Below are 22,786 nucleotides of genomic sequence, written 5' to 3'. Positions count from 1 at the left end.
GGGGGTGTTTTTTATGCCAAAAGGAACTCCATAGCCAATGCCCCCACCAACAGTGGTCGGGGCGTCCGGATCCCTTTGTGTTTCCCAGTGATTGTAAAACATAGTCGCTCCTACGTTAATCAGAAATTTTGGTAAGACTTATGCTGACATCTAAAGGATTTTCCCAAAAAATCCCCTTCATATAACCACTTCCCGTTAAAGAGTTCCCAGTTCCAGAAAAAGCAATATAAATGGTAAAGCCATCTTCATCCCAGTGTAATGTGCCCGTATTTTTGTTATAGGTTAGGATGGTTTCTTCTCCATCCTCGTCGATCCAACCCACTGTGCCATCGCCTTTGTCCTGAATCATAATGGTTTCAACATCTTCTCCCTCATCCTCAGAACCATTGTAAACGAAAGTACATGTGTAGGTACCGAAAATAGATGTAATTCCAAGAGAATTCTCTGTAGAAGTGCTTTGGTCATTTTCCGCCTCAACCCAGCCTTCTACCATCCTCTCCAGCTCCGCCATTTGAGAGACGATAGCGTCCATTTTGGCAATGGCTTCCTCAGGATCGTACTGTAACGCATCCATAATCTCCTTCAGTGTTTTGGTTGCTTCCGGAAAAACATATCCCGCTTTTTCCAATGCGGATTCCGCCGACACCCCATCAACGCTATCAAACACGCGTGCAGAAACATTCCTTTTGTCCACCTTCACGCCCAATATTTTTCCCTCAAAAAACCAGTCCGCCAGCGTATCTCCAATATAAGTAAGCTGTTCTCCAGTTTCCCCTGCATTGAAGGTAGCAAGGCCTACCACCGCCGAAACAGGCGCCAACTTATCCTTCAAATCGTTGAAACCCACTGTAACTTGATGGTTTTCTGCCAAAATGATGTTGCTTCCCGTAGCCGCAATATCTACGATACAGTCGGTGCCGCCCACAACAATTCCACCCGCCTGTCCTAATGACATGCTACTCGCCCCCAAAGCTGACACAGATCCACCACCTGTAACCACTGTTCCCACAACGAACACACCAACTTTGCTGGCAGTCTTTACTCCCTGCAGATAATTAATACTCTCCGTCCAAGCCTTTACTACACCCTCAGCCTCCTCCAACTCAGCGGCGTTGCGGATAATTTTCTGCGCAAGCACCATCTGCTCATAAGCCGATTTTGCATCTGTCCCCAACTGCTGGGCAAGCTGTTGATACCGTTTCGCCCCCGACAAAGCGTCATACTGCTTTGTAAGGTTTTCCGCCCAAGTTTGTGGATCAATCTTTCTTCCGCCCTCCGCCGCATAGGCAACATTCTGGAAGAGCGAACCTACGGCAGCAAGGGGCATAAAGGAAGCCTGTGTTCCATTAATATTTAAAGACTGCTTTGCAGCGGGGGTGTCCAACAGCAAAATGGCATGATCAGTAACATCCACCGCCGAAGAAGAAACCGTCTCTGCGTTTTCCCACGCTAGAAGAACCTCATTTGCCATGGCACTTAGTTCCTCTATGGACATGGAGGAAGCGTCCACAGATAAAAAAGCCTCAGTGGCAAGCCTTGCGTAAATATACTGCCGCAGGGCAATCACAGTTGCTTCGTTTGCAGTTTGCAGAGCTTGGGGCTCCTCCTCACGCTCAACGGAAATCGGCTTAATTTCTTCACCCTTTGTTTTTTTCCCTCCACAAGCACTTATACTAAAAATCATAACGCAGGCCAGAAGCAGTGCAGTAAAACATCGCCCAGTTTTTGTTACATATGATTTTAAATATATTGATTTAATTTTCATAAATAATCCTCCTTAATAATATGTAGTTGTTGCATAATACCCTTTCATTAGAAATGTCTATTCAAAAATTCCCCTTATTACCTTTGCTTCTCTACCACCTCTAAGGTTTTGACTATCTCTACAAACTAGAACATTTAAAAGTGTTATTCATTAGAATTTTCCTAGAAACAATTTCCTCTTACACAATCATATGAAAAAATTATACCAAAAAAAATATTAAAATACTATAATTATCCTGCTGTTTAGAAAATCCAAAAAGGATAACAAAAATCCCTTAAGAAAAGGAAAACCCCGATAAAAAATCAGGATAATATTGTTTATCACAACATTGGGATAATAAGTAAACCTCTGTCATTATAACCCAACACACCCGTATTGTTTCCACAGCGTGTGGCTTTAAGAAGTGCAAAGACCTCGAGAATAATAGCTTTACCTTTAAATATTTTCAAAAATCTTGCTTTTACAAGTCTTTTTGTAATGCATAAAAATCCATCAAATATTTAAAAATGTTTTTTTGCCTATTGACTTTTGATAGTTGGTCTTTCTCATTTGAAGAAAATTTGCTCGAAGGTGGCTTTATCATTCCTCCCAGTCCGAGGCGGTGTGTCCCTTTGAGGAAGTAAATATGCTGTCAATCATCTACTGATAACGTTTGCGGATGTCACGAATAGATAATTTTTCCCCCTTGGGATAAGCAAAAATCCTATATTCGTCTGGTATATCATCCTTGCCCATGTAAGTCTCGTTGAAGCTGTCGCCTGTCCGCACCACATAGCCGTTTTCAGAAAAGCGTCTGGCCTCGCCCATGCTCATATCTGGCCCATAGGCTTCATAATCAACATAGTTCTTCAACTGCCCCAGAATCTCCAGCGTACACATTTCAACAATATAGTGGTGGCTCAAATCTTCCTCGCCCTCAATTTCTGGGTAAAACTCGAAGCAATTCAGATTTTGCGTAAGATTGATTAGGTCTTTCACGCTGAGATCGCTGCTTTTTCATATATGAAATCAAAATTTACATAGTTCTTAATTTGTTACACAAGATATTTTTCTGCAATCATGAAATCCATATCTTGAATAATTATTTGAATTGGTTTGCTTTGTTTCCCCATCATAAAAATAACCTCCTTTATGGTATTTATTATACCATAAAGGAGGTTTCAGACTGTCTAATAACCTATTTTTAAGAACAGAAGCGTTTGAAAAACAGTGGTTATTTCTTCTCCCTTTGGAAAAAGACCGCTTTTTTTCTTTACACAACCCCTCTCTTTACACCTTCGGTGTCTGGTCGGGCGGTTTATGGGCACGAAGAAGAACGCTAATGAAATGGGATCCGCAGGCTGAGCTTTAATCAAAAGGTGTCAACTTTATCGGCACCCTGAAACCGCTGTAAAACGGCGGCTATTCGTACGCTCATATTTTTCATTATGCTTTTAAAATTATCAAAAAATAACCTAATAATTCCTCGCAAAACTCATAATATAGCGGTACTCTTTTTAAGTAGCCCTAAAAAACAAAATTCACTGTTTCTCCGCTTTCAATTGATAAATGCAATGTACCCGTTCCGCTATGGAAGGCGGCAAGGAATCCCCCGTCAGGATAATATCCATATAATCTGGTCGTCTATCCAGCAATTCATCCAACTGCTCCGCAGAAAGAAATCCTTGTTTGATGCATTCTAAAATGCCATCCAATAGAAGCATTTCGCATTCCCCTGTATCCACAATTTTTCTGGCAAAATTAAAGGCATTTTTAATTTCATCCGTAATTTCCCTGCGAACAGCATCATTAATCTCTTGTTCCGCACGGTTCTTTTCAAATCTAAAAATACGAAAATCCGGCTCAAGTTTTTTTAACAGTTCGATTTCTTTACTGTTATGATAATCCATAAACTGTATCATCACAACACGCATATCATCCCCAATGGCTCGCAAGCCTCTGCCAACAGCAACACAGGTTTTTCCTTTGCCTGCACCATAATAAACGGAAATCTGTCCTTGTCTCACTTTTTATTCAACTCCTGCTATTCTTCGGTAGTTAATTCAACGATATTCATTTTTTCATCAGCATGGGGAATTTCAATTTTAGATACAGAAACCTCATAGGCAATACGCTCTTCAACAGCCTCACCCATTTTTTTCTGATAATTTCTGCTTTGCACTCTGCCCCAAACCTTAATGTTCGCGCCAACCTTAAGGTTAGCCATATATCTTGCGTTGCGCCCCCATACGATACATGGAATGTAGTCGGATTTATTGTACGCACGGTTTACCGCAACCAAAACATCTGATATTTCACGGCCAAATGGTGTCTTTCTATAAATTGGCTCTTTGCAGATAAATCCATTCATAAAAATTTGATTAATATTCTTTTTTTCATCCTCCGCTAAAATACAGATTTCTCTGGCAAAAACAGTAAGTACAAGCCTGTTCTTCTTGCTATTATAGTTATTATAGCTTCGAAGCTGGCCTATGACATCCACACAAACGCCCCTTCTCAGCTGATTTTTATCGATCAACCTTTCCGAAACAGTAATCGGAAGGATGTCAGCCTGATCGCTTAGGCGCTCAGATGCTATTTTAAACGTATAGAAGCCTTCTCCATAAACCTCGTGGCTAAACACACATTCCTCCACGATTTTACCGGCAATGGCAACATTGTTATTTTCCGGCAATCCATCCATATGCATCTCTTTCTCCCCTTTTCTATGCCGTATTTTCGTCGGCAATGTTCCTTCTGTACTTAAGTTTACGCAAAAAAACAAACCTTTAGAAGTCAGAATGAAAAAAAACTATTCATGTCCTTCTATAGGTGCGTTTACTGCATGGTAGCCATCATTGCCGGAGTTCTGAGGCTCTTTTGCCATTACGGAAAACAAACCCTATTTTTACGCAATCAATCGCCACAACCATAGAGTAATCTTTTGTACGATATATCAATGGTTCCCCATTTTTTTTCACAATTACCGCTTCTACTTTTTTATCGTTTTCTAACCAATAACAGAGGAAGTAAAAATCATCATCTCGACGTATCGTCCATTCCAAATCCAAAAGAGGCTTTAAAAAGAAATCCCCCTCACTGCCAAAAAAATCAGCCACCCGTTTACTTGCCTGTACAAAATCCTGCACTGGTTCTTTTGCCTTTGCCATACCTTCCTCCACTTTATCAAAAATCTTATACCTATTATGGTAATGATTTCTAAACGACTTGTCAATATAAACATTTCTTTTGTGCAAAAACCTTTTTCTGAATTATAACAAAAAATGTGAGAAATATCAAAAAAATTGAATTTCCCACCATTTTTATTTTTACCCTTTTTGAATAACACCTTTTAAATATTGGCCTGTATAGGAATGAGCTATATTACAGATTTCTTCAGGTGTTCCACTGGCCACCACCATTCCACCCTTATCTCCGCCCTCAGGCCCTAAGTCAATGATATAATCCGCCGTCTTGATTACATCCAAGTTATGCTCAATGACTACAACTGTATTGCCGCCTTCGGTCAATCGCTGAATGATATGCACTAATTTATGCACATCTGCGGTATGCAGCCCTGTTGTTGGTTCATCCAATATATACATAGTCTTCCCTGTGCTTTTTCTGCTCAACTCTGTTGCCAGCTTCACTCTTTGCGCCTCGCCGCCGGAAAGGGTAGTAGAGGACTGTCCCAGATGAACATAAGATAACCCCACATCGTAAAGGGTCTGAAGCTTTGCTTTTATTCTAGGAATGTTTTCAAAAAAAGTTAATGCTTCTTCCACTGTCATTTCCAATACATCGGCAATGGTTTTCCCCTTATACTTTACCTCCAAGGTTTCACGATTATATCGTTTTCCCTGGCAAACCTCGCAAGGCACATAAATGTCGGGCAAAAAATGCATTTCAATTTTAATGATTCCATCTCCGGCGCAAGCCTCACAGCGCCCACCCTTTACATTAAAACTAAATCTGCCCTTTTGGTATCCCCGCATCTTTGCCTCAGTGGTTTGGGTAAATACATCACGAATCATATCAAAAACCCCCGTATAGGTGGCAGGATTGCTTCTGGGTGTACGACCAATGGGCGATTGATCAATATCTATAACCTTATCCAGCTTTTCATAGCCCATCATTTCCTCATGAACACCGGGGCGAAGTTTCGCGCGGTTTAAATCCCTTGCCAAGCGCTTATACAATATTTCGTTGACTAAGGAGCTTTTGCCCGAGCCGCTTACCCCTGTGACGCAGGTAAACACGCCCATCGGAATTTCCACATCAATATCTTTCAGGTTATTTTCCGCAGCACCGCTAATTTTAATGACATTTTCAAGGGCAAAGGGTCTTCTTTCCTTGGGTACCTCAATTTTTTTCCTGCCGCTGAGATAGTCTCCCGTAATGGAGCGTTCACAAGCCATAATTTCTTGAACACTGCCCACGCAAAGTACCTCGCCCCCCTCCTTGCCTGCCCCTGGTCCGATATCCACAATGCAGTCTGCGGCATACATGGTATCCTCGTCATGCTCAACCACAATCAGCGAATTCCCAATGTCTCGAAGACGCTGCAACGACTTCAGCAGCTTGTCATTATCTCTTTGGTGCAAACCGATACTTGGTTCATCCAAAATATAAACCACGCCAACCAACCCGGACCCAATTTGGGTAGCCAAACGAATTCTTTGTGCTTCTCCCCCTGAAAGGGTGCCCGCTGCACGGGCAAGGGTAAGATATTCCAAACCAACATCCATTAAAAAACCAATTCTGGCATTTACTTCCTTCAAAATACGATGGGCGATCATTTCTTCCCGTCCACTTAACACAAGATTTTGGAAAAATTTTTGTGTTAAGGAAATGGGAAGGTCTGTCAATTCAGAAATATTTTTTCCACCTATGGTAATGGCAAGAACCTCCGGGCGCAAACGCTGCCCATGGCAATCCGGACACTGAATATTCGTCATATATTCTTCATATTCCCCACGCATGGCCTCGGAGGTTTCGGTGTAGCGACGCTGCAAATTAGGGATTAATCCATCATAATCATAATCATAGGTGCCCGTTCCGCGGCAATTTGAATAAGTAATGCGTAACTTTTCGCCCCCGGTACCGTAAAAAATAATTTTTTTTATGTTTTCCGGCAGTTCACGAAAAGGAATATCCAACGAAAAATTATATTTTTCCGCTAATGCCTCAAACAGCACACGACTCATGCTATCCTTTGTGGAAATAGAGTTGTAACCGGGCGCATTGATGGCTCCTCCCAAAATACTAAGACTATCGTTGGGAACAAGCAGACTCTCATCAAACTTCATCTGCATCCCCAAGCCCGTGCAGGTGGGGCAGGCTCCGCTGGGATTGTTAAAGGAAAACAGTCTTGGCTCAATTTCCATTAAATCAATGCCACAATCGGGACAAGAAAAATTTTGGCTGAATACCAGTTCCTCTTCTCCCTGGTTCACATCCACCACCAAAAGACCTCCTGTCAAAGCTGATACCGTTTCAATGGATTCTGTCAAACGCTTTTGTATCCCCTCTTTCACCACCAAACGATCAATGACAAGCTCTATGGTGTGCTTCTTATTTTTTTCCAGTTGAATTTTTTCGGAAAGGTCATACAAAATTCCATCCACACGCACACGAACGTAACCACTTTTTTTCGCATCCTCTAAAAGCTTTACATGCTCCCCTTTTCTCCCCCGAACCACAGGGGCAAGAAGCTGCAGCTTTGTGCGCTCAGGCAATTCCAAAATACGGTCTACAATTTGGTCTATGGTTTGCTTTTTAATCTCCTTTCCGCATTTTGGGCAATGGGGAATGCCGATGCGGGCATAAAGCAGACGCAAATAATCATAAATCTCCGTTACAGTACCTACCGTGGAACGAGGGTTATGGCTCGTGGTTTTTTGGTCTATGGAAATGGCAGGGGAGAGCCCTTCAATTAAATCAACATCCGGCTTGTCCATCTGGCCCAAAAATTGACGTGCATAGGAGGACAAGGACTCAACATAGCGTCGCTGCCCCTCCGCATATAAAGTATCAAAGGCCAAGGAGCTTTTGCCCGAACCGCTCACTCCAGTAAATACAACCAGTTTATCTCTTGGGATAGTGAGATCCACATTTTTTAGATTATGAGCTCTCGCTCCCCGAATTACAATTTTATCCTTCATAGTTCCTCCTAAAGGCGGAAATACCGTCTATCATTCCTCTAACAGCTTTTTTATTTCCAATACTTTATCTCTTAATTCTGCGGCTCGCTCAAATTGCAGCTCAACTGCCGCCTGCTTCATTTCCTTGTTCATCTTCTGAATCAGCTTTTTTAAGTCCTCTTTGCTCAGCGATTCCGGGTCTTTATCCAAGCCGAACTTTTGCTTTTCCGTTACAGTTTTACTGATTTGGATAATATCATGAACCTTTTTTTGAATGGTTTGGGGGATAATTCCATGAGCCTCATTATAGGCCTCTTGAATACCCCGGCGGCGATTGGTTTCTCGAATGGCTCTCTCCATACTATCCGTCATCACATTGGCATACATAATTACCCGTCCATCCGCGTTTCTTGCCGCTCGCCCCACAGTTTGTATCAAGGAGGTTTCCGAACGCAAAAAGCCCTCTTTATCCGCATCCAAAATAGCAACCAAACTTACCTCGGGAATATCCAGCCCTTCTCTTAAAAGATTGATCCCCACCAAAACATCAAACACATCCATACGCAAATCCCGAATAATTTCCAACCTCTCCAGGGTTACGATATCTGAATGAAGATAACGCACCCGCACACCCGCCTCTCGCAAATAATCCGTCAAGCGCTCCGCCATCTTCTTCGTCAGCGTTGTTACAAGCACCTTCCGCCCTGCAGAAGTAGTTTTCTTAACCTCAGAAAGCAAGTTATCGATTTGCCCTTCAATGGGACGAACGGAAATTTCAGGGTCCAAAAGCCCCGTGGGACGAATGATTTGCTCTGCAATTTGCTCCGCATGCTCCTTTTCATACACAGAGGGTGTTGCGGAAACAAATAGCAGCTGATTTATTTTACGTTCAAATTCCGCAAACTTTAGCGGGCGATTGTCCAAAGCAGAGGGCAAGCGGAAGCCGAAGTCTACCAAAGTGGTTTTTCTTGATCTATCCCCCTCATACATTCCACGAATCTGGGGAATAGAAACATGAGATTCATCCGCAATCATCAAAAAATCATCAGGGAAGAAGTCTATGAGCGTAAAGGGCGTACTTCCCGCTTCCCTAAGGGATAAATGCCTAGAATAGTTTTCAATCCCTGAGCAAAATCCCATTTCACGCATCATTTCAAGGTCATAATTGGTGCGTTGCTCCAAGCGCTGAGCCTCCAGAAGTTTATCCTCCCTGCGCAGCTCGTCCAAGCGTTCCTGAAGCTCCTTTTCGATACGCCCAATAGAAATTTTCAGCTTTTCGGATGACGTTACATAATGAGAAGCAGGAAAAATAGAAATATGGGCTCTTGTCCCAAGAATTTCCCCTGTTAATACGTCAATTTCCGTAATTCGCTCTATTTCATCACCAAAAAATTCAACGCGCACAGCCTGCTCCGAAGAACCAACAGGAAAGATTTCCACCACATCCCCACGCACACGGAATGAGCCTCTTTCAAAATTCATATCGTTTCTGTCATATTGCATCTCTATTAAGCTTCGAAGCACCTCGTCCCGATCCTTTTCCATTCCGGGGCGCAAAGAAAGCATCATTCCATAATATTCCTCGGGATCACCCAATCCATAAATACAAGAAACGCTGGCTACAACGATAACGTCTTCTCGTTCTACCAGCGCCGCCGTTGCCGAATGGCGCAGCTTGTCAATTTCATCGTTTACGGAAGAATCCTTCTCAATATAGGTATCCGTACTGGGCACATATGCCTCCGGTTGAAAGTAGTCATAATAAGAAACAAAATACTCCACGGCATTCTCCGGAAAAAACTCCTTCAATTCGTTATAAAGCTGCGCCGCAAGGGTTTTATTATGGGCAATGACAAGGGTTGGCTTTTGTAATTTTTCAACAATATTTGCCATAGTAAAGGTTTTACCGCTGCCGGTAACGCCCAACAAAGTTTGAAATTTTTTCCCCTCTTGAAAGCCCTTTGCAAGGGTTTCAATTGCCTGGGGTTGGTCTCCCGTTGGCTTATATTCAGAATAAACCTTGAATTTCATTTTTTCACCTCCGAAAAAAAGTTCGTATACTTACATACAATATTTAAGTATCCTTATCATTTTAAAGGATAATAATCGATCTATACTAAAATACATTTCTACCACTAATCCTACTTCAAACTGGCAATAAACACTTACAAATTATAACACATTCGCTTTAAAAAGTATAGCACAAAATGCAAACGTTAGTTCTAAAAATATTTCCATTACAGAAAATAAATTCTATTTTATTAAAACTTTTACATGCAAATTTTTACTAAATTAAAGAAAACTTATTCAATAAACACTAATTTTAGGCGGCTGCCTTTGACTTATTTAGTATTTCATGTTTTTTAGATACCTAAACGCCACAAAAAAAATGGTATCTACATTTTTTAGCAGATACCATTCATAAATCATGTTCGTCTTTTTTCTAAGAAAGCACTCATTTAATGGGGGTGTGCAGATGGTGGAGGAAATTTTTCCACTGTCAAGAAAAAAATGCAGTAATCGCAACGCTTTTGCGAAGCTTTTTGACGCCGTCCAAGTGCAAATTTACCACTCTCTTAGATGTGCACACAGAATGAATTAACATTTTCCTAAGTATATTGCTGCTTAAACAACACAGACCTTTCTATTCCGTGTAATTTTTCAAAGTCTTATTTAATAAGATTGGCGTAATAAATACCGTTGCAACAACTGCCAGTACTAGTGTGGGGAAAACTTCTTCCGACACCATATTCAGCATTAAACCCTTTTGTGCAACCATCAAAGCAACCTCACCTCTGGAAACCATACCGATACCCACACCCAAAGCCTGCTGCGTTGTCATTTTACAAAGCTTTGCCGTGCCGCCGCAACCAACAATCTTTGTGATCACAGCAACTGCAAACAGCAGCAGTACAAAAAGCAAGTCTCGAGGATCTATCCCCTTTATATTTGTATTAATCCCGATGCTTGCAAAAAAAACAGGTGAAAAGAAAAGATAAGATGCGATGGAAACTTTGTCCGACACAAATTGCCTTGTTTTCGTAATATTGCAAAGGGTTACCCCAGCAAAATATGCCCCCGTAATATCCGCAACGCCAAAATGTTTTTCAGCCGCATAAGCCATAAAAAAACAAAATGCCAAAGAATACACTGCAACTCGCTTACTTTTTCCGTGGTGCTTATTTAGCATTTTGAATATGCTGTGAACAATAATGCCGATAACAGCAACGAATACAAAAAATCCGCAAATTTTTACCAATACCAATAATGGATTACCGGAACCACTCTCGCTTAAGCCGGAAATAACAGATAAAACTATAATTCCAATAATATCATCAATAATAGCCGCCCCCATAATTGTTGTGCCAACCTTTGTTTTGAGCTTTCCCATTTCCCGCAGTGTTTCTAAGGTAATGCTAACTGAGGTTGCCGAGAAAACAACACCGACAAATATGGTTCTGATTAAATTCATGTAATTCATACTACCTTCGAAAAATATAAAATAGAGGCCGCCGCAAAAAATAACAGGAATTATTACGCCCACCGCTGCAACCAAGAAGGATGTCTTCCCCGCCGATTTTAACTCATTCATATCAGTTCCCAAACCTGCGCTAAACATCAGCATAATGACACCTATTTCTGATGCAGTGGTTAAAAAATCAGTTTCCTGAATAACCCCAAAGCCACTTGGCCCAAGAATAACACCTGCCACTAACGCGCCCAAAACCTGAGGCAAGCTTATTCTTTCTGTCAATAAGCCAAATAGCTTGGTCGCCAACAATATAATTGCCAATACCAGTAAAAAATTGTAAGATTCCATAAATCTTCATCTCTTTTCTTAAATTTCTCAAATATTGTTCTGTATCTATATGAGAGAAGATTATATACCTGAAATTTCCTTTTTTCAAGTTAATAATACTCATAAAACATGGAAAACATAAGTTAAAAAAGGCAAATTATTTGCGTTTCTTTCCTCATTTTAATTGCTTTTTAATATTTCTTATTTGTTTTCTTATGACTTTCATAAAATTGTACTTATGTTGTTTTTCTTGAATAATGGAATTTTTTGGTTTTTATATTAGCTTTTATATTTTTTTATAAACGTTAGCATAACTTACCATAAAAAAAAATTATATTTGTGTAAAATTTTAAGAATTTAAATTAAGTTTTTTTAATTTTCTAATAAATCTTATGTGATTCCATTTAGCCAATTTTTAAATAAAAAAATTAGATCCCCCTTGAGAATCCCACAAGATAAACCTTGGGCGTTGCCCAAACCCACTTGCTTTTTGAAAAAAGCAAGACCAAAAACTTTTATGAACCCCACATTCAAGGCAAGTTTACACCGGTCAAAGTTGCAATGTCAAAAAAGTGCCATATGTCCAAAAGATAGCTTTGTGCAGCAAAAGTGATACTCCAAACCCTATGTGGGTGTTTAAAGGCAAAGCCCTCAAGATTTTGACTTTGTAGCAATCTGAGATTCTCCCTTAGGGAATCTGTAAGTCTCTAGGCAAAAAAATATTTAGCTTTCAAAAACTCATTTCAATTCAAGGCTTTCCGCTTTTTCACCTTTTCTCAAAAATTAACCCTTCTTGGCTACATTTTTGCAAATAAAGAAAGTTAAACAACAAAAAACTCCTCTTATTGATTCGCAATAAAAGGAGTTTGCATACTTATTCAATAATCTCGCCTTGTGTGGAAATTGTTACTACCTGCCAAGGAAGAAATTTTCCGCTATTTTGCAATGCAGTTTTTACGGCCATTTCAATGCCACCGCAACAAGGAACCTGCATTCTTACAACAGTTACGCTTTTAATATCGTTTTGCATTATAATCTGCTGCAGTTTCTGAGAATACTCTACCACATCAAGCTTTGGACAACCAATCAATGTTACCTTGTTTTTCATAAATTGATTATGAAAATTTCCGTAAGCATATGCCGCACAGTCCGCTGCAATCAATAGATTTGCGCCTTGATAATATGGTGCCTGTGTGGGTGCCAGCTGAATTTGCACAGGCCACTGACGAAGCTGAGATTTTACGCCTTGTGTTGCATTCTGCCCATTTGAATCGGCTTCATCCCCTTGTGGCTGTAACATACGGGACTGGCTGCCAGGACAACCAAAAGTATGGCCCTTCGCCGCCATATTCTTCTTAACGGCTTCCTCATCGTAGGGCAGCGCTTCTCTTTCTATAAATTGAATCGCTCCCGTAGGACAAGTGGGCAAGCAATCCCCAAGACCATCACAATAATCATCACGAATCAACTTCGCCTTTCCGTCAACCATGCCTATTGCGCCTTCGTGACACGCATTTGCACATAATCCACAACCGTTGCATTTATCTTGATTGATTTCAATAATTCTTCTTTTCATTTTCTTTCCCCCCAATATTTTTTGTAATTATTCTTGTCTTTCTGGATAAAGAATACTATAATAAGCATAGAATTGCTGTTGGAAATACAACAAAAAGGTGGTTTTTATGAATTATATTTCGATTATAAAAAATTCTCAGCTCTTTTCCGGCATTGAATCAAATGATATACAATCTTTAATTGGCTGTCTTAGTGCCAAAGAAAAAAAATTTGATAAAAATGAAGTGATTTTTCACCAAGGCGAAGCCATAGATTATATGGGGCTTGTTTTATCGGGCTGTGTGCATATCGTGAAAGAGGATTTTTGGGGTAATCGAACCATACTAAGTGATATTACTCCCTCTCAAATGTTTGGCGAGTCCTTTGCCTGTGCAAATAAGCAAGATTTAACCGTCAGTGCCATCGCCGTAGAGGCAACAACGGTTTTATTTTTGGATATCAAACGAATTTTAACCACCTGCTCCTCCACTTGCTTGTTTCACGCCCATTTAATACGAAATTTAATTTCTGTTTTGGCAGGAAAAAATTTAATGCTAACGGGAAAAATTGAACATATTACAAAAAGATCAACACAAGAAAAATTACTTTCCTATCTTTCCGCAGAATCTATTAAAGCAGGCTCTGCAATGTTTGAAATTCCTTTTAACCGTCAGCAGCTGGCTGAATATTTAGCCGTTGACCGCAGCGCCATGTCCATTGAGCTCTCTAGGCTGCAAAAGGAAGGTTTTTTAACGTATCATAAAAATATATTTCATCTAAAAGAACATTTTACGAATTAAAAACGAAAAGCCTCCTATTTTATAAAAAAGTGGTGCTAAAATCCACCGAAAATTGTTCCAATATGTTCCTACATAATATTAATTGACGGTGCAATAATATTAGTGCAACACAAAAACACAGTTATTTTTAAGGAGGTAATAAAAATGAGTGGAACTTCTAACAGCACAAGCAATAAGATGAACGTCCCCGAAGCTAGAGCAGCTATGGAACAGTTCAAATATGAAGTAGCAAACGAAATCGGCGTACCTTTGAAAAAGGGCTACAACGGCGACTTAACATCCGCACAGAATGGTTATGTTGGCGGCTATATGGTAAAGAAAATGATCGAAGCTCAGGAAAGAGCAATGGCAGGCAAAACTCAGGGCTAAGCTCGGAAGCTTGTTTGTTAAGATTTATTTCATTGGCTAACAAAAGCCATTGGATTACCTCTCAGATTATCTGAATGAGGTAAAAGAAGAGTCTGGAGTAAATTTACTTCAGGCTCTTTTTTCGTAGATACATATCATTATTCTTCCGCAAAACAGCTTCATTTTTGCAACCTCTTCATACCCACTGATTTAGTTTGAGCAATACTTACTTTGTATTATTTTTCTTAACAATTCTTTCTATCGTGCATATAATAAAGTAATTTAATTTTGTGAATTCTGATATGGCTGCAATAACTTTGTTCTAAAATATACAGCAAAAAAGCAGCCCTTCTCAATTGCAACTACAAATGATATGACTGCTTTTTATAAAAATCAAACTCAGGCAACCCTCTATAAAAACAACGAAACCGCACAATATACCAAAAGTAAAGACATTACCGTATTAATTGCCCTTGCATAACGGGAGAACAACAGACGAAACGCAGAACCAAATGCCGCCCAGCAAAGATTAAAAAAACATCCAATTGTGGCCAGTAAAATGGCAAAGGCGAAAAGCTTTACGGGACTATGTTGAAAATGGGGCATTATGTAGGACTCCATGGAAACCATTCCATAAATATAAATTTTAGGATTAATGAATTGTAGGAGAAGCCCGGAAAGAAAGCCATTTTTCACTTGCTTTTCTCCAATTTCTCCCGTCCTTTTTAAGGTTTTATAAGCCAAATAGAGCATATATGCCCCCCCAAGCACAAGCATGGGCATTTTAATTACCGGCAGCAGGGCATTCAAAACACTGCTTAACACAGTACAAATGATCATAACCGCCGAAAATCCTGCCCAAATTCCCAAATTAAAGGGATAGGATTTCTTTAGACCCACCCGACCCGCATTTGACATAGACATAATATTGTTTGGACCCGGCGTTGCTGTAGTAATGACTGCATAAGTTAAAAAATTTATCCACTGAAACAAAATAATACCCCCAAACTTTCTCTTTTGTATATTCACCAAGGAAAGCTTTATAAACACTTATCTTCCTCATGTGATTTAAATTATTAATTCAATTCATATAATTAAATTCCAGACTGTAGACAAAGTCAAAATCTTGACCGACGTAAACTCGAATAGAATGAAGGTTTCATAAAAGTTTTTGTCTAGCTTTTTTCAAAAAGCAAGTGAGTTTGGCCAACGCCAAAGGTCTATTTTAGCTCTGTAATTTAATATGATTAAATTTTTTATATTGTACTTGATTAAATACATAATGTCAATTTCTTTTTCTGCTTTTTTAAAATAAAATTTGTTCCATATATAGCCTTTTAAAATGCTATTAGGGGGAAAACCTATGAATACAAGTATTGTGGAAATCAATGTTTTAGGAATTATTTTGTTTCTACTGCTAATGATAGATGGCAAACGCTCTATGCAAATACAAAAAAACAACAAATTTTTTTATCGAGTAATTTTTTTCACAGTTTTGGCTTTAACCGCAAACACCCTATTGTATTATTCAGTGTCTTTACAAAAAACGTTTTTTTTCCAATATTTTATGGTAATAGTATACCTTATCTCCGTGGAGATGGGTGCTTATTATTGGCTGTCATTTATTTTTCATGAGCTTTTGCCAGAGGAACAGTGCAACCCTTCTGCCCACCTTCTATATATCCTGCCAATTTTTTTTGTGAGTATAATGGTTCTATGCTCTCCCTATACCCATTGGATATTCTATATTAATGAAAAAAAACAGTACATTCAAGGTAATTTATATTTTCTGCAAAATCTAGTGGTTTATGGGTACATTTTGACCGGAGCCGCCACTTCCCTTGTTTTGTACAAAAAAGAATATTTAATTGAAAAACAAAAAATATGCTTTTATTTGTTTCTTTATTCCCTATTTCCTCTATTGGGAAAAGGAATTGACACCCTTTTTCCAATGCTTCATATTACAACCGCAGCAGTAATCATTTCCATTGTCATGCTTTATCTTTGCAGTTTAAAAAAAGAAATTCATTTGGATCCTTTAACGCAATTAAATAACCGCAGAAAATTTGAACAGCACTTAATCCAAATCACAAAAGCCTCAAAAAATAAAATTATTTTTTTAATATTCTTTGATATCAATAATTTTAAAATAATCAATGATTCTTTTGGTCATGTTGAAGGGGACAAAGCCTTAATCATTGTTGCCCAGGTTTTAAAAAAAGTTTTTTCTGATACAAAGGCATTTCTTTCAAGATATGGCGGTGATGAATTTGCAGTAATCATGGCTAATGAAGATGGAGATGCATTGCCTTATATTGAAAAAATTGATGCTTCTTTAGTGGAAATTTCCGCAAGCTTGCCCTACACACTGTCCCTAAGTGTAGGCTATTCCGTTTATGGCGAAGATAATGCAACAACGATAGAAAGCCTTGTGCAAGCGGCAGATAAAAAAATGTACTGTGATAAACAGCAAAAAAAACAAAATCTATGCTAGATCCTTTTCATTGGAGTGGATTTGGAGTGGATTTCTAAGCATCCGTTTTAATATGTAATCCACAAGGAATCATAAAAAGATTTCTTGGGAAATGAATTCCTTAAAAACTCCAGCTTGCACTTTCTACACACCAATTATTTTATGTATTTTCTTCCCTTGTCTGGCGGTTGAATTACAAAGGCCATTATATTAAAAACACCCCTTACCTTGGGGTAATTGGGGTGTTTTATTTTAATTCTCTGTTGTGCAAAAGAAGACTCCTTCTGCCTTAACACCAATGCGTCATCATGCGCTGAAGCATGATATGTATGCTTGCCTTTTCCACGGCTTCAGCAGCAACCAAATCTGTTCTACCAACTTCCTTGCCGTCCAAAACATAAATCAATTCGCCAACCTTAGAGCCTTGGGCAACAGGCGCCTTTACCATGGGCAGCATTTCAGTTTTGGTTTCCCATTCTCCGTTGCCCCCCTTGGTTATGAGAACCGAGATTTCATCCTTCACAATGGCATGAACGCCTTCCTTTGAGCCCTTCTCCACCGGAATTATCCCCATATCCTCACCAACGGGATATCCTTTTTCCACGGCATAATTTGCAAAACCATAGTCTAAAAGCTTCATATCCTCTTGAAAACGTATCTTAAAGTCAGGAGCTGCCATAACAACAGCAATGAGGCCAAAACCATTTCGCTCCGCTGTACCCGATAGGCAATATAACGCCTTGCTTGTTGAGCCTGTTTTTAACCCAGTTGCACCGTCGTACCATTTGATCAGCTTATTGGTATTGGTTAAGCCAAACTCAGACTCTCCTTTTCTTGTTTTGTGCGTAATGGTATCCATCCATGTCGTTGTATATTCTTGGATTTCAGGAAAACCCTTCATCAGTGCCCGGCTCATCAAAGCAATATCATAGGCACTGGAAACATGACCATCAACGTCCAAGCCGCAGGCGTTTACAAATTTGGTATCCTCCATGCCCAATTCCTTTGCCCTTTCGTTCATTTTTTCAACAAAAGCTTCCTCGCTGCCGGCAACGAATTCCGCCATAGCCACTGCCGCATCATTTGCAGATGCTATGGCAATGCACTTTGTCATATCAGCTGCTGTTTGCGTTTCTCCCGATTCTAAAAACACTTGAGAGCCGCCCATCGCCGCTGCATGCTCGCTGACCTGTACTGCGTCTGTCCATGCAAACTTGCCATCTGCATGAGCCTCGTAAATTAACAATAAGGTCATTATTTTCGTTACACTAGCTAGGGGCATTGCCTCGTGGCTGTTTTTTTCATAAATCACCGTGCCTGTGGCCTGATCCATTAAAACAGCGCTTTTTGACTGCAGCTGTAAGACACTGCTGTCACCTTCTTCCGCACAAACGCAAAAGGGCGCCAGAAAACAGAAAAGTGCTGTCACTGCCGCCAATATCCTTTTTTTCATGCACGTTCCTCCCCAAAGACTATGTTCCCTAATAGTTTATGTCCTAAGGAGCGTGGATATACCCTATGTCTTTCTTTCTATTTTAGAGAAAACTTTTTGGGAAAGCTGTAAGGCGTCAATGTCAACGATACAATCATACGCCAAAATTTCCACACCGGCCTCCTTTGCCCTTACCAAAGCTTCTGAAAACGCCGCATCTCTCTCCCAATGGGGATAAAACACTTTGGCTCCCTTCATTTGAATTACAAAGAAAACGTAAGCCTCAAAGCCCTCCTCTTTGGCCCGAATTAATTCCAAAATGTGTTTTTGCCCTCTTAGCGTTGGAGCATCAGGAAATCTGCAAATCCCATTTTCTTCTAATGTTGCTCCCTTTACTTCAATAAACCCACGACGCATGCCTGCTTCAAAGTACAAATCAAACCGAGAATTTCCATACGTAACCTCTCGCCGTAAAACAGAAACCTCCCCAATCTCAGAAATTCTGCCCTCCGCCATAGCCTCAGCCACCACTTGGTTTGGCGCTTGAGAATCCATATTAACCAGCATATTTCCCTTATAAACAGATATAAGGGAGTATTTTGTTTTTCGCTGAGGATTATCGGAAGGCTCCAAATAGACCCTTGCACCCGGCTGCAACAATTCCCTGCAGCGCCCTGTATTTTTTACATGAACCTGCGTTTCCTTTCCTTCCAAATAAACAAAGGCAGAAAAACGGTTCTCTCGCCGTAAAAAAACAGCCTCTTTCATATTTTTATAAACCATCACAAACGCTCCATTTGAAACAAATTCTTTATTCGTTGCTTATCCATCACAAAAAATCCAACATCCTATGTATGAGGAGAAATCTCTCCTCCTTTTTAGCTTTAATAATTATCTGCTTTTCTCTCAAAATATGCCTGTGGATACATACATACCGGGCATTTTTTTGGAGCCTCTTTCCCAACATAAACATAGCCACAGTTTTTGCAAACCCAGACAGTGTTTTCATCTCCTTGAAAAACCTTTTTCTCCTTCAGTAATTTATGCAGGGCTTGATAGCGTTCTTCGTGTTCCTTTTCTACCGTAGCAACGTTTTTAAAGAAGGCTGCAATTTCTCCAAAGCCTTCTTCCTTGGCTACCGCTTCCATTTCCTTATAGATTTTTGTCCATTCCTCATGCTCGCCGTAGGCACCGGCCTCTAAGTTTGCTTCGGTGCTGCCAATACCATTTATAAAATTCAAAATTCGTTTTGCATGCTGAACTTCGTTCTCCGAGGTTTCCTCAAAAACACTTTTTATTTGCTCATAGCCCTCCTCATGGGCCTTTTCCGCATAAAGCCGATACCTGTTCGCTGCCATGGATTCTCCTGCAAAAGCCGAAATAAGATTTTGCTCAGTTTTGCTACCCTTTAAGTCCATCTACATCCCTCCTAAGATATTTTCCTTTACAGTTTTCCCCAAACCATACAAAAAATACCTTAAAACGGAGTTATTTCCTATTTAAAGAACCTATTAGAATGTTTTAAAAAATTATTATAGCTTCCATAAAGAATTGCTGCCCTCCATGGGCTTGTAATAATTCTTTCAAATCCACTCAAGCCAAGGCAATCATGTTCAAATTTAGAACAACAAAAATTTTCTTACAAATACCAAAATGCAAACGATCCCTGTAATCAATATCATTCCAGCTAAAACAACAAAAACCCAAAGCATAATTTTCCCCCATTGAGGTAAGGTGTCTTTTTTTGTTGCCAGCGCCCAGATTGCCAAACCTGCCAAAACAAAACCGCCAAAAAACAAAATGAGCATTAAAATGCCACCCAAAAACATAACGTTCATAAGCCTCCTCCTTTCTTTGTTCCGTTATTATACCATAGAATTATAATAAAAGTATGCGTTCCATCCAAAATAAGTAAATGCAATTTTATAAGTTAAGAATTGATTTTTTAACAAGGATAGGCGCAAAAATAATGATTTTTGGAAATTCTTGAAAAATAATGATTTTTCATTCATAAAAGTATTATTGTACTTTTATAAAAGTTCATTTATAATAGAAAAGAACCTTGTTTTGGAATTTTTTATCAGAAAGGAGCTCTACTTTTGGCTAAGCACGCAACGGAGGAACAAATAAAAAACCTTTCGGCAGACTATATTTATCAGCAAGCTATTGGCAGCCTGCTGTTGCTTTTATTGAGCGCCATGGAGGAGGAGGAAATGGGTGTTAGTGCCCTTCCATACGAAATCCCTCAGGATCTTGCCGAAATCAGAAAAGAAATACGTCAATATCTCCTTCGTCTGGAGGATTTACTGGAAAACAATGACCAAGAGCGTACTCTTGCTTTGGCGGAATGCTTGGAGCTGAAAAAACGTCTTTTGTCTATTTATGAAATCGTATTTAGTTATTTTTCTCAATGGAATATTGTTTCCACAAATATCAGCGACCAAATTACATTAAGAAAATATACGGAGGATGGGGTTGCGCAAAAGCAGGTGGAATGGTCTTTATTTTTTGCGGATTGCCACGCCTTCATAGAAAGCGCACAAACAGCACAGGAAAAAAGCAACTATATGGGTCAGCTTTTAAAATGCGTGCCCATTTTCATGACCAGGGATAAGTATTATGCCAACGTAAAGCAATGCTTAAATACTGCTTTTGCAGAGGAAAGCAAGGAATTTATGGACAAATCCTTGCAAACCTTTGAGGGCTTTTGCTGCCCGGAATCCAATGCACTTTACGGGAAATATTTTACCGAAATCGCTGAGGAGCTGGGGAAAAAACGGATGCTTTTGCCCCACAAGCTGACAAACGAGGAACTTGCGGTTTCATTTGAAGAAATGAATGGGCTGCTGGAAAGCCTAGAAGATATTGAGGAATACTTTTCCTGTATCCTCCACGATATCAATTCTTTGATTCTTTTGTTCTACCTCACCTATACCTTTGAGGATTTAACACAAAAGGATGTGGCTTATAGCGATTTATACCATTCTGTATGTGATTTTTTTGGCGGTGAATGGAATTCAACGGAAAAAGCCGCCTATTTGGACACTTTAAATGAACAGCTTGAAAAAGCGGTAGAGCCTGTCATTGATAAGGCCACAGAAATCGGTCATAAGGAATATGATTTATTGCAAAAAATTGGTTCTTTTGAAGACTTTAGTGAGGATACAAAGAAGGTTCTTATGACAGAAGATTTTATTCGCGATTGCTTCTTCGGCAACCTCAATGATGAATTATTTCGCTTTGATCTACCTCAGGATTTACCCCTTGCCACCCAGGAAGAAAAAAATATACTGATTGATGATTTTATTGCGAAAACAAGGAACAGCTTTGACACGCTGCCCGTTCAAACACGGAAAATTGCAATGCAAACACTTTTGAGCGCATTGCCTCCTGTTGGCACTGTCCAAGATATTATGGATTGCATCATGGAGGCCATTGACAACGTATCTACCGATGAACAAAGAATATTGATTGTGGATAAGGTTGGTACGGTTTTTGCCGATAATGGGTACGAATCCATTGCAGCTCCCGAGGATGATCCTAATGATGATGGCAGCTCTAATCACCATCATCACCATGATTGTGATTGCGGTCACGACCATCACCATCATCATTAATATACCACATAAAAAAAGGAGGCAGCATATGTTCACATTCAACCACTACAATTTTAATATTGTAAATTTGGAAAAAAGCATAAAATTCTATGAGGAAGCCCTTGGCTTAAAAGAGGTTCGCAGGATAGAAGCCCCTGACGGCAGTTGGAAATTGGTATTTTTGGGTGATGGCGTAACCGATTTTAGACTAGAATTGACCTGGTTACAGGATCGCTCCGAACCATACAATTTGGGCGAAAACGAATTCCATCTTGCATTTAAAGCAGAGGATTATGATGCCGCATATGAAAAACACAAAAAAATGGGCTGCATTTGTTTTGAAAACCCGGCAATGGGAATTTATTTTATTAATGACCCAGATAATTACTGGCTAGAGATCATCCCAAAACGATAATAATAAATAATTGCGATTCTAAAGTTACTCTTTGAAAAAAACATGTTCCCCCTTCTTTATTATATACCCTATGATAAAGAAGGGCTTTTTTGTAATAACCATTTCCATAACCATAAACCTGCAAATTAAACAAGCTTTTTCACCGTCTTCTTGCGTCAACTTACTTTTCAAAATCTTACCCCTTGGAAGCAAAAAAACAACTGCCCTTCGGCAGTTGAATTTGGGAGCGGGAATAGGTAAAAACCCTACCCGTGAATAAACCAGCAAAAGAGGGATTCCTCGTCAGCTTATTCCCGGAAACATGTAGTAAAAATGTCCCTGAGAATAGTATACACAAAAAAGATTTATTTACCCATAAATAAACCGTTAAGTATTTCCATAATATAGTTATTTGTATGGCAAAAGTCATAACAATAAACTTATATATATGCTTCTTCAAAATTATGGCTTTCCTTATGCCATTCACTTTTTGCACAAAAGCT

At 39.5% G+C, this 22,786-nt stretch carries 19 protein-coding genes; 5 read left to right on the top strand and 14 right to left on the bottom strand.

Annotated elements, in window-relative coordinates; translation table 11 throughout:
* Positions 1–115 precede the first annotated feature (115 nt).
* From CLNEO_RS11800 to CLNEO_RS11760, 9 genes are all read right to left on the bottom strand, one after another.
* The gene (locus CLNEO_RS11800) at positions 116–1,765 is read right to left on the bottom strand and encodes a hypothetical protein (protein ID WP_066089202.1); all 1,650 of its coding nucleotides are present in this window, start codon (positions 1,763–1,765) and stop codon (positions 116–118) included.
* Between the two features lie 639 nt (positions 1,766–2,404).
* On the bottom strand, positions 2,405–2,743 hold the full coding sequence (locus CLNEO_RS11795; protein WP_083531995.1) for an antirestriction protein ArdA: 339 nt from the start codon (positions 2,741–2,743) through the stop codon (positions 2,405–2,407).
* Between the two features lie 542 nt (positions 2,744–3,285).
* Complete coding sequence (locus tag CLNEO_RS11790; RefSeq protein ID WP_066089198.1) at positions 3,286–3,771, bottom strand: cob(I)yrinic acid a,c-diamide adenosyltransferase; 486 nt, start codon at positions 3,769–3,771, stop codon at positions 3,286–3,288.
* Between the two features lie 17 nt (positions 3,772–3,788).
* Positions 3,789–4,454 (bottom strand): single-stranded DNA-binding protein, encoded by a 666-nt coding sequence (locus CLNEO_RS11785; RefSeq protein ID WP_083531994.1) that lies wholly within the window; start codon positions 4,452–4,454, stop codon positions 3,789–3,791.
* A 145-nt stretch (positions 4,455–4,599) separates the two neighbouring features.
* Positions 4,600–4,914 (bottom strand): hypothetical protein, encoded by a 315-nt coding sequence (locus CLNEO_RS11780; protein ID WP_066089195.1) that lies wholly within the window; start codon positions 4,912–4,914, stop codon positions 4,600–4,602.
* 159 nt (positions 4,915–5,073) lie between these two features.
* Positions 5,074–7,908, bottom strand: coding sequence for an excinuclease ABC subunit UvrA (gene uvrA / locus CLNEO_RS11775; protein ID WP_066089192.1), 2,835 nt, complete (start codon positions 7,906–7,908; stop codon positions 5,074–5,076).
* Positions 7,909–7,938: 30 nt separating this feature from the next.
* Positions 7,939–9,918: an excinuclease ABC subunit UvrB gene (gene uvrB / locus CLNEO_RS11770; protein ID WP_066089189.1), complete on the bottom strand. Its 1,980-nt coding sequence runs from the start codon at positions 9,916–9,918 to the stop codon at positions 7,939–7,941.
* A gap of 613 nt (positions 9,919–10,531) precedes the next feature.
* Positions 10,532–11,707 carry a cation:proton antiporter gene (locus CLNEO_RS11765; RefSeq protein WP_066089186.1) on the bottom strand — a complete coding sequence of 392 codons (1,176 nt, stop codon included), beginning with the start codon at positions 11,705–11,707 and terminating at the stop codon, positions 10,532–10,534.
* Positions 11,708–12,560: 853 nt separating this feature from the next.
* Entirely contained in the window at positions 12,561–13,262 is a 702-nt protein-coding gene (locus CLNEO_RS11760) for a 4Fe-4S binding protein (protein WP_066089182.1), read from the bottom strand.
* A 106-nt stretch (positions 13,263–13,368) separates the two neighbouring features.
* On the opposite strand from CLNEO_RS11760, the gene CLNEO_RS11755 reads away from it, so the two are divergent.
* Together CLNEO_RS11755 and CLNEO_RS11750 are read left to right on the top strand one after the other, a co-directional pair.
* Positions 13,369–14,040, top strand: a complete 672-nt coding sequence (locus tag CLNEO_RS11755; RefSeq protein WP_066089178.1) for a Crp/Fnr family transcriptional regulator — start codon at positions 13,369–13,371, stop codon at positions 14,038–14,040.
* A 144-nt stretch (positions 14,041–14,184) separates the two neighbouring features.
* On the top strand, positions 14,185–14,409 hold the full coding sequence (locus tag CLNEO_RS11750) for an alpha/beta-type small acid-soluble spore protein (RefSeq protein WP_066089175.1): 225 nt from the start codon (positions 14,185–14,187) through the stop codon (positions 14,407–14,409).
* 390 nt (positions 14,410–14,799) lie between these two features.
* Here CLNEO_RS11750 and CLNEO_RS11745 read toward each other — a convergent pair whose 3' ends face one another.
* The gene (locus CLNEO_RS11745) at positions 14,800–15,381 is read right to left on the bottom strand and encodes a LysE family transporter (protein ID WP_066089280.1); all 582 of its coding nucleotides are present in this window, start codon (positions 15,379–15,381) and stop codon (positions 14,800–14,802) included.
* A 370-nt stretch (positions 15,382–15,751) separates the two neighbouring features.
* Here CLNEO_RS11745 and CLNEO_RS16065 point away from each other — a divergent pair, with 370 nt between their 5' ends.
* Positions 15,752–16,882, top strand: coding sequence for a GGDEF domain-containing protein (locus CLNEO_RS16065; protein WP_066089172.1), 1,131 nt, complete (start codon positions 15,752–15,754; stop codon positions 16,880–16,882).
* A gap of 268 nt (positions 16,883–17,150) precedes the next feature.
* On the opposite strand, the gene CLNEO_RS11735 is transcribed toward CLNEO_RS16065, so the two are convergent.
* The 4 genes from CLNEO_RS11735 to CLNEO_RS11720 form a co-directional block, all read right to left on the bottom strand.
* Positions 17,151–18,314 carry a D-alanyl-D-alanine carboxypeptidase family protein gene (locus tag CLNEO_RS11735; protein WP_066089169.1) on the bottom strand — a complete coding sequence of 388 codons (1,164 nt, stop codon included), beginning with the start codon at positions 18,312–18,314 and terminating at the stop codon, positions 17,151–17,153.
* Positions 18,315–18,377: 63 nt separating this feature from the next.
* Complete coding sequence (sfsA, locus tag CLNEO_RS11730; RefSeq protein ID WP_066089167.1) at positions 18,378–19,076, bottom strand: DNA/RNA nuclease SfsA; 699 nt, start codon at positions 19,074–19,076, stop codon at positions 18,378–18,380.
* Positions 19,077–19,177: 101 nt separating this feature from the next.
* Positions 19,178–19,711, bottom strand: a complete 534-nt coding sequence (gene rbr, locus CLNEO_RS11725) for a rubrerythrin (RefSeq protein WP_066089164.1) — start codon at positions 19,709–19,711, stop codon at positions 19,178–19,180.
* A 201-nt stretch (positions 19,712–19,912) separates the two neighbouring features.
* Positions 19,913–20,131: a hypothetical protein gene (locus tag CLNEO_RS11720; protein ID WP_066089161.1), complete on the bottom strand. Its 219-nt coding sequence runs from the start codon at positions 20,129–20,131 to the stop codon at positions 19,913–19,915.
* Between the two features lie 261 nt (positions 20,132–20,392).
* Here CLNEO_RS11720 and CLNEO_RS11715 point away from each other — a divergent pair, with 261 nt between their 5' ends.
* Both CLNEO_RS11715 and CLNEO_RS11710 read left to right on the top strand, forming a co-directional pair.
* On the top strand, positions 20,393–21,910 hold the full coding sequence (locus CLNEO_RS11715) for a hypothetical protein (RefSeq protein ID WP_066089158.1): 1,518 nt from the start codon (positions 20,393–20,395) through the stop codon (positions 21,908–21,910).
* A 28-nt stretch (positions 21,911–21,938) separates the two neighbouring features.
* A complete protein-coding gene (locus CLNEO_RS11710) occupies positions 21,939–22,304 on the top strand; it encodes a VOC family protein (protein WP_066089155.1) in 366 nt (121 codons plus the stop codon).
* Positions 22,305–22,786: the final 482 nt, after the last annotated feature.

The sequence above is a fragment of the Anaerotignum neopropionicum genome, from assembly GCF_001571775.1.
Lineage (GTDB): Bacteria > Bacillota > Clostridia > Lachnospirales > Anaerotignaceae > Chakrabartyella > Chakrabartyella neopropionicum.
Note: the sequence above shows the minus strand (reverse complement) of the source record. Positions and strands in the feature narration are given on the sequence as shown.

Excerpts from the sequence above, each read along its gene's own strand:
- CLNEO_RS11800 (WP_066089202.1), bottom strand. The coding sequence starts at position 1,765 with ATGAAAATTAAATCAATATATTTAAAATCATATGTAACAAAAACTGGG.
- CLNEO_RS11785 (WP_083531994.1), bottom strand. The coding sequence starts at position 4,454 with ATGCATATGGATGGATTGCCGGAAAATAACAATGTTGCCATTGCCGGT.
- CLNEO_RS11780 (WP_066089195.1), bottom strand. The coding sequence starts at position 4,914 with ATGGCAAAGGCAAAAGAACCAGTGCAGGATTTTGTACAGGCAAGTAAA.
- uvrA (WP_066089192.1), bottom strand. The coding sequence starts at position 7,908 with ATGAAGGATAAAATTGTAATTCGGGGAGCGAGAGCTCATAATCTAAAA.
- uvrB (WP_066089189.1), bottom strand. The coding sequence starts at position 9,918 with ATGAAATTCAAGGTTTATTCTGAATATAAGCCAACGGGAGACCAACCC.
- CLNEO_RS11765 (WP_066089186.1), bottom strand. The coding sequence starts at position 11,707 with ATGGAATCTTACAATTTTTTACTGGTATTGGCAATTATATTGTTGGCG.
- CLNEO_RS11760 (WP_066089182.1), bottom strand. The coding sequence starts at position 13,262 with ATGAAAAGAAGAATTATTGAAATCAATCAAGATAAATGCAACGGTTGT.
- CLNEO_RS11755 (WP_066089178.1), top strand. The coding sequence starts at position 13,369 with ATGAATTATATTTCGATTATAAAAAATTCTCAGCTCTTTTCCGGCATT.
- CLNEO_RS11750 (WP_066089175.1), top strand. The coding sequence starts at position 14,185 with ATGAGTGGAACTTCTAACAGCACAAGCAATAAGATGAACGTCCCCGAA.
- CLNEO_RS16065 (WP_066089172.1), top strand. The coding sequence starts at position 15,752 with ATGAATACAAGTATTGTGGAAATCAATGTTTTAGGAATTATTTTGTTT.
- CLNEO_RS11735 (WP_066089169.1), bottom strand. The coding sequence starts at position 18,314 with ATGAAAAAAAGGATATTGGCGGCAGTGACAGCACTTTTCTGTTTTCTG.
- sfsA (WP_066089167.1), bottom strand. The coding sequence starts at position 19,076 with ATGGTTTATAAAAATATGAAAGAGGCTGTTTTTTTACGGCGAGAGAAC.
- rbr (WP_066089164.1), bottom strand. The coding sequence starts at position 19,711 with ATGGACTTAAAGGGTAGCAAAACTGAGCAAAATCTTATTTCGGCTTTT.
- CLNEO_RS11720 (WP_066089161.1), bottom strand. The coding sequence starts at position 20,131 with ATGAACGTTATGTTTTTGGGTGGCATTTTAATGCTCATTTTGTTTTTT.
- CLNEO_RS11710 (WP_066089155.1), top strand. The coding sequence starts at position 21,939 with ATGTTCACATTCAACCACTACAATTTTAATATTGTAAATTTGGAAAAA.